This is a genomic window from Pseudomonas sp. FW305-96 (assembly GCF_058783825.1).
In genome coordinates this window covers 14,536-27,184 of the sequence record NZ_JBYSYW010000009.1, presented here as the reverse complement: position 1 = coordinate 27,184, position 12,649 = coordinate 14,536, and the positions used below count along the sequence as shown (strand labels likewise).

Here is a 12,649-nt window from a genome sequence, read left to right as displayed (position 1 = left end):
GCTTTGCCTCTTCTTATTGGGCCAGGCCACGTTCCAGCCAGCGCTTGCTGGAGAAACTCACCAACGCATCGAGCGCCAGGGCCAGCAACGCCGTGCAGGCGGCGCCGAGCAGCAGCTGCGGCTGGTTGTTCAGGGCGATGCCGGGGAAGATCAGGCTGCCCAGGCTGTTGGCGCCGATCAGGAACGCCAGGGGCGCGGTGCCCACGTTCAGTGCCAGGGCCACGCGCACGCCGCCGACGATGATCGGCACGGAGTTGGGTAGCTCTACCTGCCAGAGTTGCTGGCGCGGGGTCATGCCGATACCGGTGGCGGCTTCCTTGAGCGAGGCGGGGACGTTTTTCAGGCCCTCGTAGGTGTTGCGCACGATGGGCAGGAGGGAGGCGAGGAACAGTGCGAAGATCGCAGGACCTGCGCCGATGCCCAGGATACTCAGGGCGATGGCCAGAACGGCCAGGGGAGGAATGGTGTTGCCAACGTTGAACAACTGCATGAAGCGCTCGGCCTTGTCGACCCGGTGCGGTCGACTCAAGGCAATGCCGGCGGGGATGCCCACGGCCAGCGCCACCGCCATCGAAGCCAGCACCAGGACCAGGTGCGCTTGCAGGTAGAACCCAAGATCGTCGCGGTAGCGGGCGATCGTGTCGATGCCGATCCAGTGGATCAGCAGGGCCAGGATGACGAGCACGGCGGCCCATCCCAACAGCCCTTTTCCGTAGCGTGCAGCCACAGGCGGACTCCTTTTTTATAGTCGGCGATCACACCCCCGTGCGGCCGGCCATTCCTGGCGGCGGGCAGCGTGGTCGCGAGTAGCAGCCCGATGCGCGGCATCAGGCCATGAGCCGAACCCCGTCGGGCTCGTGAAGCAGGTAAAACCAGCCCTGAAGCGAAGCGGCTTGCAGGGGAGTGGACGTCTCCGTGGGCGTAAAGGTTCCCATCTGGGGCGGCATTTGACCAGTGTTAATCACTGGTGTGTAGGAAATTTCACGCGAAAATCAAGCGTGAATATTACGTTGAGACGTTGAAGTACCTGCTATCGAGGCATCTTGCAGATGTTCAGAATTTCTTCTCGAATATTCTTGATATGCGCTTGAGGGGATATTCCCTTGGAGGTATTTTAATGGGGTGGTCTATTGGAATGTGCCGGGAGTTCAATTCCGAGCTACAGGTGTTGACCGAGGTGGTACAGGATGAATTGCTGGCGCAGCTTCATCTGCTCAAGCATTTTGGCCCCGCATTGGGGCGTCCGCATGTGGACACGCTGAAAGGCTCGAGGCATTCGAACATGAAAGAGTTGAGGTTCAACGCAGATGGCGGTGTATGGCGAGTCGCATTCGCTTTCGATCGTTCGCGCTCTGCGTTGTTGCTCGTTGCGGGGGACAAGGCTGGTATCAATGAGCGTAGATTTTATGGAAGCCTGATTACCCGTGCCGATGAACGGTTTGATCGACATTTGTCCAGAGGTTGAGAAATGTACAAGACGCTTGAAGACGTGATGAACGAGCTGACGCCTGAGCGCAGGGCAAGAATCGAGGAGCGTGGTCGCGAACTGATTCGTGAGGAAATGACGCTTCAGGCCTTGCGTAAACAACTCGAGATCACCCAGGAAAGCATGGCCGAGCGCCTCGACGTTCGTCAGGGCAATGTTTCCAGGTTCGAGAACCGTAGCGATATGTTGATCTCTACGTTGCGTGACTATCTGGAAGCCATGGGGGGAAGACTGGAGCTGGTCGTTCATCTGCCTGGCCGAGCTCCTATAACCATCGAGGGGCTTGCCGGCGATTCGCTTGTTGATGGTTAACCAATGCGGCAGGGGCGAATTGGGTCGAACCGTTGGGGCTTGTTTTGGCCTGACGCCCGACTTCAGGTATGATATCGCCCCTTTTTGAATCCCCAGTCAGGCGATTTCCCATGACCAACCAGGCCGCCGAAGTCGCGAAGCGCCGCACTTTCGCAATCATTTCCCACCCCGACGCCGGTAAGACCACCATCACCGAGAAGCTCCTGCTGATGGGCAAGGCCATTGCCGTCGCCGGTACCGTGAAGTCGCGCAAGTCCGACCGCCACGCCACCTCCGACTGGATGGAAATGGAGAAGCAGCGCGGCATCTCCATCACTACCTCGGTGATGCAGTTCCCCTACCGCGAGCATATGATCAATCTGCTCGACACCCCCGGCCACGAAGACTTCTCGGAAGACACCTATCGCACCCTGACCGCGGTGGACTCGGCGCTGATGGTGCTCGACGGCGGTAAAGGCGTCGAGCCGCGCACCATTGCCCTGATGGACGTGTGCCGCCTGCGCGATACGCCGATCGTCAGCTTCATCAACAAACTCGACCGGGACATCCGCGACCCGATCGAACTGCTCGACGAAATCGAGGCGGTGCTGAAGATCAAGGCCGCGCCGATCACCTGGCCGATCGGTTGCTACCGTGATTTCAAGGGCGTGTATCACCTGGCCGGCGACTACATCATCGTCTACACGCCGGGGCATGGCCACGAGCGCACCGAAGCGAAGATCATCGAGAAGCTCGACTCCGATGAAGCCCGCGCCCACCTGGGTGATGAATACGACCGTTTCCTCGAACAACTCGAGCTGGTGCAGGGCGCCTGCCACGAGTTCGACCAGGACGCGTTCATCAATGGCCAGCTGACCCCGGTGTTCTTCGGTACCGCATTGGGCAACTTCGGTGTCGACCATGTGCTCGACGCGGTTGTCGATTGGGCGCCGCGCCCACTGGCCCGTGTCGCCCGCGAGCGCACCGTGGAACCGGTGGAAGAGAAATTCACCGGCTTCGTGTTCAAGATCCAGGCGAACATGGACCCGAAACACCGTGACCGTATCGCCTTCATGCGTATCTGCTCGGGCAAGTACGAGAAGGGCATGAAGATGCGCCACGTGCGCACTGGCAAGGACGTGCGCATCGGTGATGCCCTGACCTTCTTCTCCTCCGAGCGCGAGCAACTGGAGGAGGCCTATGCCGGCGACATCATCGGCCTGCACAACCACGGCACCATCCAGATCGGCGACACCTTCACCGAAGGCGAGGCGCTGGGCTTCACCGGTATTCCGCACTTCGCCCCGGAGCTGTTCCGCCGCGTGCGCCTGAAGGACCCGCTGAAATCCAAGCAGCTGCGCCAGGGCCTGCAGCAGCTGGCCGAAGAGGGCGCGACCCAGGTGTTCTTCCCCGAGCGCAGCAACGACATCATCCTCGGCGCGGTCGGTGTGCTGCAGTTCGACGTGGTCGCCAGCCGCCTGAAGGAAGAGTACAAGGTCGAGTGCGCCTATGAGCCGATCACCGTCTGGTCGGCGCGCTGGATCAGCTGCGACGACAAGAAGAAGCTCGAGGAATTCCAGAACAAGGCGGTGGAGAACCTGGCCATCGACGGCGGTGGTCACCTGACCTACCTGGCCCCGACCCGGGTCAACCTGGCGCTGATGGAAGAACGCTGGCCGGATGTGAAATTCCGCGCGACCCGCGAGCACCACTAAGAGCAGCTGCAAGCTGCGAGCTTCAAGAAGAGGTGGGCCTGGAAAGGCCCGCCTTTTTCTTGTCGCTTGCAGCTTCAAGCTTGTAACTGCCGAGTGTCAGTTGCCGGCTTTTATGCTGGTCCAGATCCGCGTCCTGATGCGGTCGATCTTCGCCGGCATGGCCTCCAGCGCATACAACTTGCCCATCACGTCGTCACTCGGGTAGATCATCGTGTTGCCCTTCAGCGCCGGGTCCACCAGCGCATCCGCCTGCTGGTTGCCATTGGCGTACTGCACGAAGTTGCTGATGTTGGCCATCACCTCCGGCTGCAACAGGTAGTTCATGTAGGCATACCCGGCCTTCTCGTCAGGCGCATCGGCCGGCATGGCCACCATGTCGAACCACATCGGCGCGCCTTCCTTCGGGATCGAGTAACCCACCTTCACCCCGTTCTTCGCCTCCTCGGCACGGTTCTTCGCCTGCAGCACGTCGCCCGAGAAACCCACCACCAGGCACACGTCGCCATTGGCCAGGTCGCCGGTGTACTTCGAGGAGTGGAAGTAGCTGATGTACGGGCGCACCTTCATCAGCAACGCTTTGGCCTTGTCGTAGTCCGCCGTGTTCTGGCTATGGTGCGGCAGGCCCAGGTAGTGCAGGGCGATCGGCAGCAGCTCGGGGCCGTTGTCCAGCACCGCCACGCCGCAACTCTTGAGCTTGGCGAGGTATTCGGGCTTGAAGAACAGGTCCCACGAATCGATGGGCGCATTGTCGCCGAGCACCGCCTTGACCTTGTCGATGTTGTAGCCGATGCCGGTGCTGCCCCACAGGTACGGGAAGCCGTACTGGTTGCCCGGGTCGTTGACCTCCAGGGCCTTGAGCAACACCGGGTTGAGGTTCTTCCAGTTGGGCAACTGCGACTTGTCCAGCTGCTTCAGGGCTTTGCCCTGGATCTGCCGGGCCATGAAGTGGTTGGAGGGGAACACCACGTCGTAGCCGGAGTTGCCGGTCATCAGCTTGCCGTCGAGGGTCTCGTTGCTGTCGAACACGTCGTAGGTGGGATTGATGCCGGTGGTCTGCTGGAAGTGCTTCAGCGTGTCCGGGGCGATGTAGCTCGACCAGTTGTAGATCTTCACCGAGTCGGCGGCACTGGCCATGCCGGCGGCCAGCATCAGGGGAGCGAGAAGGAGGGTGCGCATGTCGGGGTTACCTTGCTTTGTCTGTTGTTATCGAAGGCAGGCGATCAGCGGATCAGAAAATGAGGACGTAGGTCTTGCGCACGGTCTCCTGGATATCCCAGGTGCCGAGGCTGTTGGCCGGTAGCATCAGGGCGTCTCCGGCTTCTATGACCAGGGGCTCGCCACCGTCGGGAGTGAAGGTGCAGCGGCCCTTGATGAAATGGCAGAACTCCTGCTGCACGATCTGCCGCCGCCAGCGCCCCGGGGTGCATTCCCAGATGCCGGTCTCGACGCCGTCGCTGCGCTCGACGCAGGTGACCGAGGTGACTGCGACCGGCTCGCCAAGGGGCACGGCGACCGGGGTGCTGCTGTCCAGGATGACGCTGTCGGTGTGTTTGAACTGGGTGATGCTCATGACCGGTGGATCCTGTGTGGTGGTGAGGGGAAGTCAGTGCATGAAGCCTTCCATGAAATCGGCCAACCCACTGGCCAGGCGCCGCCGCCAGGGGGCGCTGGCCGGGTTGGCGAGGGTCCGGTCCTCGTGGACGAAACTCTGGATGATCGCGTTGTAGCCCAGCCAGCGGCACGGCTCGGGCGGCCAGCTGGCCAGGCTCGACAGCGGGCGGTTGTCGTGCACCCAGGGCTGCGCGGTCAGTTCGTTGTGCTGGCCGAGGATCAGCGCGGCCAGGGTACGTCCACCGAGGTTGGTGGCGCCGACGCCTTCGCCGCCATAACCGCCGGCCAGGGCGATACCGCGCTGGCGGTCGCAGAGCATGTGCGGGCGGAAGCGCCGGGCCATGCCGAGGTTGCCACCCCAGGAGTGGGTGATGCGTACGTGCTTGAGCTGTGGGAACAGTTCGCCGAACAGGTAGCGGCGCAGCTCCACCTCGTCGGTGGTCAGGGTGAAGTCCTCGCGCAGGCGGCCACCGAAGCGGTAGCCGCCGCGGGCACCGAACACCAGGCGGTTGTCGGCGCTGCGCTGGCCATAGGTGACCTGGCGGCTGTTTTCGCTGAAGGCCTGGCCCTGGCTCAGGCCGATCTGCTCCCATGTCGACTCCGGCAGCGGCTCGGTGGCCACCAGCAGGCTCTGTACCGGCAGCTGGTGCCGCCCGAGCGGTGGCAGGCTGGCGGCGTAGCCTTCCACGGCCGGCACCACCCAGTGGCTGCGGATACGTGCCAACGGGGTGCGCACTTCGCCGGTCTGCCAGTCAATGGCTGGCGTGTTCTCGTAGATCGGCACGCCCATGGCCTCGACCGTCCGTGCCAGGCCACGCACCAGCCTGGCCGGTTGAATCGTGGCGACGTGCGGGCTGTAGAGGGCGCCGTAGGGGTTGCTTACCTTCAGCTGGGCATCCAGTTGTTCGGGGCGCAGCCAGCGGTAATCGTCTTCATTCATGCCCTGGCGGTAGAGGTCGTCGAGCCAGGCGCGCAGGCTGCGTTCCTGTTCCGGGTAGCGGGCGGCGCAGTAGAGCACTCCGCCTTTGCGGTAGTCGCAGGCGATGCCTTCGCGCAGGAGCACGTCGTGGACTTCGTCGGGGATGCCGTGCAGCAGGTCGATGCTTTCACGCCGTTGCTGCGGCGAGAGCGTGGCCAGCAGGCGGTCCTCGCCCAGCAGGTTGCCCATCAGCCAGCCGCCATTGCGTCCGGAGGCGCCGAAGCCGGCGATGTTGGCCTCGATCACCGCGATGTTCAGCTGCGGCGCCTGGCGCTTGAGGTAGTAGGCCGTCCACAGCCCGGTATAGCCGGCACCGATGATGCACACGTCGAGATCCAGGTCCTGGCGCAGGGCCGGGCGCGCGCACAACGGCTCGTCGAGCTGGTCCATCCACAGGCTGATCGTGCGCAAAGGTTGCATCGGGTCGTGCTCCACATCCACTGAGGGTCTGTGGCGATCCTAGTGAAGCGTGGCGTGGGCTGTCTTACGTGCGTGCACGCAGGGAAATTTGCTTGAGGTAAGCCTTGGGCGACAGGCCGGTATGCTCGCGAAAGCACTTGTAGAACGCCGACAGCGAATTGAAGCCGGCGTTGAACGCCAGTTCATCGACGGGCGCCGCGACGCAGCTATTGTCCAGGCTGCTCATCAGGTGTTGCAGGCGTGCCTGGTTGACGTAGCGGTAGAAGCTTTGGCCAAGCACCTGGTTAAGCAGGTAGGAAATCTGGTTGCGGCTGTAGCCGCTTTCGTCGGCGACCCGTTGCAGGTCCAGCTCGGGGTCCAGGTACGGGCGCTGGGCCTGGAAATAATGCTCCAGGTCCTGGGCCATGGTCGATAGCTGGCGGGGAGACAGGCCGAGCCGACTGGTGGCTGGGCGCGGCCCGCTGGAGCGCAGGCCCTTTCCGTTGCCATGGACCAGCGTGGCGTACTCGTTGACCCGCCAGATCAGTCCGTCCAGCACGGTGATCGCCTCGCTGGACTGGAACGCCACCAGCCCGTCGCCACCCTGCACCGTGACCTGGTACTGGATGAACGCGGTGCAGCCATCGACGCGGATGCGGTCGCTGTGGACGATGTCCTCGCCGGCTTCATGGGGCAAGCTTGCGCGCACGTAGTCGCGCAGCTCGTCGAAACCGAGCACGCGGTTCTGGAAGAAGTCGTGGTACTGGATATCCGGGTGGTACAGGGCCATCACCCCGTCCAGGTCGCGATGCTTCCAGCACAGGTGGTAGCGCATGACGGTGGCGGCGGTGAGCGGGGTTTGCCCGGTGCCGTCGGGGACGGTGGCGATAGACATGCCGTGGATGGTGCCTCGTCATGTCCCGGTCTGACAAGAACCAGCCCGTGCGCACAGGCCGCATCCCGGGTTGCAGAAGGCCCTGCCGTTTCCGCACCGATCTGGCATTTTGCATGATGCTCAGACGTTGCCTACAAGCCAACCGCCTGATTTATAAGGAAGTCATGTTTTGACACAAAGTGGCACAGCCCCTGCACGGCCTTACCTGAGAACGGACCTCCCCCTCAGATAAAGGCGTCGAATCATGATCACACCTGCCGACTACCCCACCAACGACCCCAATCGCTCCGGAGTTTCCTGGGCCGCGATCTTCGCAGGCGCAGCAGCGGCGGCGGCCTTGTCCCTGATCCTGGTGGTACTGGGGACAGGGTTGGGCCTGGCCGCTACCTCGCCTTGGGCCGACGAAGGCGCCAGCGCCAAGGCGCTTGGGATTTCGACCATCATCTGGCTACTGATCACACAGATACTGGCCTCGGGCCTGGGTGGTTACATCGCCGGTCGCCTGCGGGTGAAATGGGCCAACCTGCACGGTGACGAAGTGTATTTCCGGGACACTGCCCATGGCTTCCTGGCCTGGGCGGTTGCCACGCTAGTGGCCGCCATGCTGGTGCTGGGTACCGCTGGCAACTTGCTGGGTGCCGGCGCCACCGCTGCGTCCGGGGTGGCTACCACCGCGGCTGCAGGTGTGGCTGGCAGCGATAGCCAGGGCAAGAACCCGATGGGCTACTTCGTCGATAGCCTGTTCCGCGGTCAAGGCCCGGTGGCGGTCAGTGACGATGCGGCAAATGGTGTGGCAGCCCGCATTCTGACTCGCTCGCTGGCCCAGGGCGGCGCGCTATCGCCGGAGGATCGGACCTACCTGGCCCAGGTAGTGGCCCAGCGCACTCGCCTGACACAGCCCGAGGCCGAAGCACGCGTTGATCAGGTCTATGCACAACTGCAGCAGGCCAAGGTCGAGGCCAAGCAAGCCGCGGACGCTGCGACCAAGGCCGCCGCCTGGACGGCGTTGTGGACTTTCGTCGCCCTGCTTTGCGGCGCCTTCTTCGCCAGCCTGGCGGCACTGTTCGGCGGCCGGCAGCGTGATCGGGTGCAGTGGCTCGAAGCCAGTCCGGCGGACTACAACCCGCGCCCCGCTTCTGCACCGATCCGATAACCCGCACAGGAACAAGGAGAATTATCATGCGCTCATTATTGCTGTGGATGCTCGGGGTCCCTATTCCGGTGATCATCCTGATTGCATTGTTCATGCACTGAGAAACGAAAACGCCGCCCGAAAGGGCGGCGTTTTCATTGGCGCATACAGCTACAGGAACTGCTCGGCGTAGTGGCACGCCACCTGCCGCGTACTCACTTGGCGCAACGCCGGTACTTCCTTGGCGCATCGCTCGGTCGCGTACGGGCAACGTTTGTGGAACGCGCAACCGTCCGGCGGATTCAACGGGTTGGGCAACTCACCGGCAATGCGGATCTTCGGCTTCAGCGGGTCCGGGTGGATCGCCGGGGTGGCCGATAGCAGCGCCTGGGTATACGGGTGCAGCGGCTTGTCGTAGATGTCCTGCTTGGGCCCCATTTCCGCCGGCCGGCCGAGGTACATCACCAGCACCTGGTCCGCCACATGGCGCACTACCGCCAGGTTGTGGGAGATGAACACGTAGGCGGTGTTGAATTCCTTCTGCAGGTCCATGAACAGGTTCAGCACCTGGGCCTGGATCGACACGTCCAGCGCCGAGGTGGGTTCGTCGGCCACCAGTACCTTGGGTTGCAGCATCATCGCCCGGGCCAGGGCGATACGCTGGCGCTGGCCGCCGGAGAACATGTGCGGATAACGCTGGTAGTGCTCGGGGCGCAGGCCCACCTGCTCCATCATCTTCTGCACTTTCTCGCGGCGTTCGGTCTTGCTCAGCGAGGTGTTGATCAACAGCGGTTCGGCGAGCTGGTCGCCGATCTTCTGCCGCGGGTTGAGCGAGGCGTAGGGGCTCTGGAACACCATCTGCACGTCGCGCCGCAGCTGTTTGCGCTGGTCCTTGCTGGCGCCCTTGACCTCGTGGCCGGCGATCTGCAGCGAACCTGAGGACGGCTCCTCGATCAGGGTCAGGGCACGCGCCAGGGTCGACTTGCCGCAGCCGGATTCACCGACCACGGCCAGCGTCTTGCCGGCCTCCAGTTCGAACGACACGCCGTTGAGCGCCCGCACCAGCGCATGGCCCTTGAACAGGCCGCGGGAGACTTCGTAGTGGCGGGTCAGCTCACGAGCGGAAAGTACGACGGCCATCACGCCACCTCCTGGTTCAGCGGATAGAAGCAACGCACCAGGCTGTGGGCCTGGGGATCAAGGGCCGGGCGCTGCCGGCGGCAGTTTTCCTGCACATAGGGGCAGCGTGGCGACAGCAGGCAACCCTGCGGGCGGTCATAGCGCCCCGGGACGATGCCGGGCAGGGTGGCCAGGCGTTCGGCGCCGATGCTGTGCTCGGGAATGGCCGCCAGCAGCGCTTCGCTGTACGGATGGGCGGGAATGTCGAATAGCTCCGGCACCTGGCCGACTTCGACTGCTTGCCCTGCGTACATCACGCACACGCGCTTGGCGGTTTCGGCGACCACGGCCAGGTCGTGGGTGATGAGAATGAGCGCCATGTTGCGCTCTTTCTGCAGGTTGACCAGCAGCTCCATGATCTGCGCCTGGATGGTCACGTCCAGCGCGGTGGTCGGTTCGTCGGCGATCAGCAGTTTTGGCTCGCCGGCGATGGCCATGGCGATGGCCACGCGCTGGCTCATGCCGCCGGACAGCTGGTGCGGGTAGGCGTCGAGGCGGCTTTCGGCGGCCGGGATCTCGACCTTCTTCAGCAGCTCCAGCGCGCGCTGACGCGCTGCCTTGCCCTTGAGGCCCAGGTGCTGGCGCAGCACTTCCTCGATCTGGTAGCCCACGGTATAGCTGGGGTTGAGCGCGGTCATCGGGTCCTGGAAGACCATGGCGATGTCCTTGCCCACCACCTTGCGGCGCTGGCGGCCGCTGAGCTTGAGCATGTTGGTGCCGGCGAAGTCGAGCACGTCCGCGGTGATGCGCCCGGGGGCTTCGATCAGCCCCATCAGGGCCATCATGGTCACCGACTTGCCCGAGCCCGACTCGCCGACGATGGCGAGGATCTCGCCGGCATCCACGCTCAGGTCGAGGCCGTCCACCACGGGCACGGCATTGGCGTCGCCGAAGCGCACGTTCAGGTTGTTGATCTGCAACAGTGACATGGCGATCTCCTCAGGCGGCGTTCTTGAGTTTCGGGTCCAGCGCGTCGCGCAGGCCGTCGCCCATCAGGTTGATTGCCAGCACACTGAGCAAAATGGTCAGGCCGGGCAGGCTCACCACCCACCAGGCGCGTTCGATGTAGTCGCGGGCCGAGGCCAGCATGGTGCCCCACTCGGGGGTTGGCGGCTGCACGCCGAGGCCGAGGAAGCCCAGGGCTGCGGCGTCGAGGATCGCCGAGGAGAAGCTCAGGGTGGCCTGCACGATCAGCGGCGCCATGCAGTTGGGCAGCACGGTGACGAACATCAGCCGTGGCAGGCCGGCACCGGCCAGGCGCGCGGCGGTGACGTAGTCACGGTTCAGTTCGCCCATCACCGCGGCGCGGGTCAGGCGCACGTAGGACGGCAGCGAAACGATGGCGATGGCGATCACGGTGTTGATCAGGCCTGGGCCGAGGATGGCGACGATGGCCACGGCCAGCAGCAGCGAGGGCAGGGCCAGCATCACGTCCATCAGGCGCATGATCGAGGGGCCGAGGATCTGCGGGAAGAAGCCGGCCAGCAGGCCCAGCAGGATGCCCGGGATCAGCGACATCACCACCGACGACAGGCCGATCAGCAGCGACAGTCGGGCGCCCTGGATCAGCCGCGAGAGCAGGTCGCGGCCCAGTTCGTCGGTACCGAGGATGAACTGCCAGGTACCGCCTTCGAGCCATACCGGCGGCGTGAGCAGGAAGTCGCGGTATTGCTCGCTGGGGTTGTGCGGCGCTACCCAGGGGGCGAACAGGGCGCAGAACACCACCAGGCACATGAACGCCAGGCCGGCCACCGCGCCCTTGTTGCGCGAGAAGGCCTGCCAGAATTCTTTGTACGGCGAGGGGTAGAGCAAGCTTTGGTCGACCACGCTGGGCGGGGTGACGGATTTTGGAATCGGGCTGGTCATGGCGTAGTCCTCAGCGCTGATGACGGATGCGTGGGTTGGCCAGGCCGTAGAGGATATCCACGACGAAGTTGACCAGGATCACCAGGCAGGCGATCAACAGGATGCCGTTCTGGACCACGGGGTAGTCACGGGCACCGATGGCCTCGATCAGCCATTTGCCGATGCCCGGCCAGGAAAAGATGGTTTCGGTGAGCACGGCGCCGGCCAGCAGTGTGCCGACCTGCAGGCCGAACACGGTGAGTACCGGGATCAGCGCGTTGCGCAGGCCGTGGATGAACACCACGCGCGACGGCGACAGGCCCTTGGCGCGGGCGGTACGGATGTAGTCCTCGCGCAGCACCTCAAGCATCGACGAACGGGTCATGCGGGCGATTACCGCCAGCGGAATGGTGCCCAGCACGATGGCCGGCAGGATCAGGTGCATCACCGCGTCCTTGAACGCGCCTTCCTCGTCGCTGAGCAGGGTGTCGATGAGCATGAAGCCGGTCTTCGGTTCGATGTCGTAGAGCAGGTCGATGCGCCCGGAGACTGGCGTCCAGCCCAGGCTCACCGAGAAGAACATGATCAGGATCAGGCCCCACCAGAAGATCGGCATCGAGTAGCCAGCGAGCGAGATGCCCATCACCCCGTGATCGAACAGCGAGCCGCGCTTGAGCGCGGCGATCACCCCGGCCAGCAGGCCGATGACCCCGGCGAACAGCAGGGCGGCCATGGCCAGCTCCAGGGTGGCCGGGAACAGGGTGAGGAATTCGTTCCATACGCTTTCACGGGTGCGCAGGGATTCGCCCAGATCGCCCTGGGCGAGCTTGCCGACATAGTCCAGGTACTGGGCCGGCAGCGGTTTGTTCAGGCCCAGGCGCTCCATGGCCTGGGCATGCATTTCGGGGTCGACCCGGCGTTCGCCCATCATCACTTCGACGGGGTCGCCGGGGATCAGGCGTATGAGCGCGAAGGTCAGCAGGGTGATACCGAAGAAGGTCGGAATCAGCAGACCCAGGCGTCGGGCAATAAAACTCAACATTGTCAGGGGTACCTCATCAGCCGGAAACGGCGCGCCGCCGGGGCCTCTTGCACAAGGTCCGGCGGCTGTTGTTGT

The 12,649-nt window shown here is 63.8% G+C and carries 13 protein-coding genes; 4 read left to right on the top strand and 9 right to left on the bottom strand.

The features are described from left to right. Positions 1-13: 13 nt before the first annotated feature. Positions 14-727 carry an ABC transporter permease gene (locus tag AC3WL2_RS09170; protein WP_102684924.1) on the bottom strand — a complete coding sequence of 238 codons (714 nt, stop codon included), beginning with the start codon at positions 725-727 and terminating at the stop codon, positions 14-16. A gap of 291 nt (positions 728-1,018) precedes the next feature. Here AC3WL2_RS09170 and AC3WL2_RS09165 point away from each other — a divergent pair, with 291 nt between their 5' ends. From AC3WL2_RS09165 to AC3WL2_RS09155, 3 genes are all read left to right on the top strand, one after another. Beyond that, positions 1,019-1,465 carry a type II toxin-antitoxin system RelE/ParE family toxin gene (locus AC3WL2_RS09165; protein ID WP_256582536.1) on the top strand — a complete coding sequence of 149 codons (447 nt, stop codon included), beginning with the start codon at positions 1,019-1,021 and terminating at the stop codon, positions 1,463-1,465. Positions 1,466-1,468: 3 nt separating this feature from the next. Then, positions 1,469-1,798 (top strand): XRE family transcriptional regulator, encoded by a 330-nt coding sequence (locus AC3WL2_RS09160; protein ID WP_102684922.1) that lies wholly within the window; start codon positions 1,469-1,471, stop codon positions 1,796-1,798. Positions 1,799-1,908: 110 nt separating this feature from the next. Next, the gene (locus AC3WL2_RS09155; protein WP_102684921.1) at positions 1,909-3,492 is read left to right on the top strand and encodes a peptide chain release factor 3; all 1,584 of its coding nucleotides are present in this window, start codon (positions 1,909-1,911) and stop codon (positions 3,490-3,492) included. Positions 3,493-3,588: 96 nt separating this feature from the next. Here the strand turns inward: AC3WL2_RS09155 and AC3WL2_RS09150 are convergent, their stop codons facing one another. The 4 genes from AC3WL2_RS09150 to AC3WL2_RS09135 form a co-directional block, all read right to left on the bottom strand. Further along, complete coding sequence (locus AC3WL2_RS09150; protein WP_102684920.1) at positions 3,589-4,668, bottom strand: polyamine ABC transporter substrate-binding protein; 1,080 nt, start codon at positions 4,666-4,668, stop codon at positions 3,589-3,591. Positions 4,669-4,720: 52 nt separating this feature from the next. Further along, a complete protein-coding gene (locus AC3WL2_RS09145) occupies positions 4,721-5,062 on the bottom strand; it encodes a cupin domain-containing protein (RefSeq protein ID WP_102684919.1) in 342 nt (113 codons plus the stop codon). A 33-nt stretch (positions 5,063-5,095) separates the two neighbouring features. Then, positions 5,096-6,502 carry an NAD(P)/FAD-dependent oxidoreductase gene (locus tag AC3WL2_RS09140; RefSeq protein ID WP_102684918.1) on the bottom strand — a complete coding sequence of 469 codons (1,407 nt, stop codon included), beginning with the start codon at positions 6,500-6,502 and terminating at the stop codon, positions 5,096-5,098. A gap of 64 nt (positions 6,503-6,566) precedes the next feature. Continuing rightward, positions 6,567-7,376, bottom strand: coding sequence for a helix-turn-helix domain-containing protein (locus AC3WL2_RS09135; RefSeq protein WP_102684917.1), 810 nt, complete (start codon positions 7,374-7,376; stop codon positions 6,567-6,569). 244 nt (positions 7,377-7,620) lie between these two features. On the opposite strand from AC3WL2_RS09135, the gene AC3WL2_RS09130 reads away from it, so the two are divergent. After that, on the top strand, positions 7,621-8,529 hold the full coding sequence (locus AC3WL2_RS09130) for a hypothetical protein (protein WP_102684916.1): 909 nt from the start codon (positions 7,621-7,623) through the stop codon (positions 8,527-8,529). A gap of 150 nt (positions 8,530-8,679) precedes the next feature. Here AC3WL2_RS09130 and AC3WL2_RS09125 read toward each other — a convergent pair whose 3' ends face one another. Genes AC3WL2_RS09125 through AC3WL2_RS09110 form a run of 4 tightly spaced genes read right to left on the bottom strand, consistent with a single transcriptional unit; the run spans position 8,680 to position 12,574 of the window. Continuing rightward, complete coding sequence (locus AC3WL2_RS09125; RefSeq protein ID WP_102684915.1) at positions 8,680-9,648, bottom strand: peptide ABC transporter ATP-binding protein; 969 nt, start codon at positions 9,646-9,648, stop codon at positions 8,680-8,682. Beyond that, a complete protein-coding gene (locus tag AC3WL2_RS09120) occupies positions 9,648-10,616 on the bottom strand; it encodes an ABC transporter ATP-binding protein (RefSeq protein WP_046854275.1) in 969 nt (322 codons plus the stop codon). The genes AC3WL2_RS09125 and AC3WL2_RS09120 overlap by 1 nt, the downstream gene beginning before the upstream one ends. A 10-nt stretch (positions 10,617-10,626) precedes the next feature. Further along, on the bottom strand, positions 10,627-11,553 hold the full coding sequence (locus tag AC3WL2_RS09115; RefSeq protein ID WP_046854276.1) for an ABC transporter permease subunit: 927 nt from the start codon (positions 11,551-11,553) through the stop codon (positions 10,627-10,629). A gap of 10 nt (positions 11,554-11,563) precedes the next feature. After that, entirely contained in the window at positions 11,564-12,574 is a 1,011-nt protein-coding gene (locus tag AC3WL2_RS09110; RefSeq protein ID WP_028689623.1) for an ABC transporter permease subunit, read from the bottom strand. Positions 12,575-12,649: the final 75 nt, after the last annotated feature.

Coding starts and splice junctions, on each gene's coding strand:
- AC3WL2_RS09135 (WP_102684917.1), bottom strand. CDS start 7,376: ATGTCTATCGCCACCGTCCCCGACGGCACCGGGCAAACCCCGCTCACC.
- AC3WL2_RS09130 (WP_102684916.1), top strand. CDS start 7,621: ATGATCACACCTGCCGACTACCCCACCAACGACCCCAATCGCTCCGGA.
- AC3WL2_RS09140 (WP_102684918.1), bottom strand. CDS start 6,502: ATGCAACCTTTGCGCACGATCAGCCTGTGGATGGACCAGCTCGACGAG.
- AC3WL2_RS09160 (WP_102684922.1), top strand. CDS start 1,469: ATGTACAAGACGCTTGAAGACGTGATGAACGAGCTGACGCCTGAGCGC.
- AC3WL2_RS09145 (WP_102684919.1), bottom strand. CDS start 5,062: ATGAGCATCACCCAGTTCAAACACACCGACAGCGTCATCCTGGACAGC.
- AC3WL2_RS09155 (WP_102684921.1), top strand. CDS start 1,909: ATGACCAACCAGGCCGCCGAAGTCGCGAAGCGCCGCACTTTCGCAATC.
- AC3WL2_RS09150 (WP_102684920.1), bottom strand. CDS start 4,668: ATGCGCACCCTCCTTCTCGCTCCCCTGATGCTGGCCGCCGGCATGGCC.
- AC3WL2_RS09125 (WP_102684915.1), bottom strand. CDS start 9,648: ATGGCCGTCGTACTTTCCGCTCGTGAGCTGACCCGCCACTACGAAGTC.
- AC3WL2_RS09110 (WP_028689623.1), bottom strand. CDS start 12,574: ATGTTGAGTTTTATTGCCCGACGCCTGGGTCTGCTGATTCCGACCTTC.
- AC3WL2_RS09115 (WP_046854276.1), bottom strand. CDS start 11,553: ATGACCAGCCCGATTCCAAAATCCGTCACCCCGCCCAGCGTGGTCGAC.
- AC3WL2_RS09120 (WP_046854275.1), bottom strand. CDS start 10,616: ATGTCACTGTTGCAGATCAACAACCTGAACGTGCGCTTCGGCGACGCC.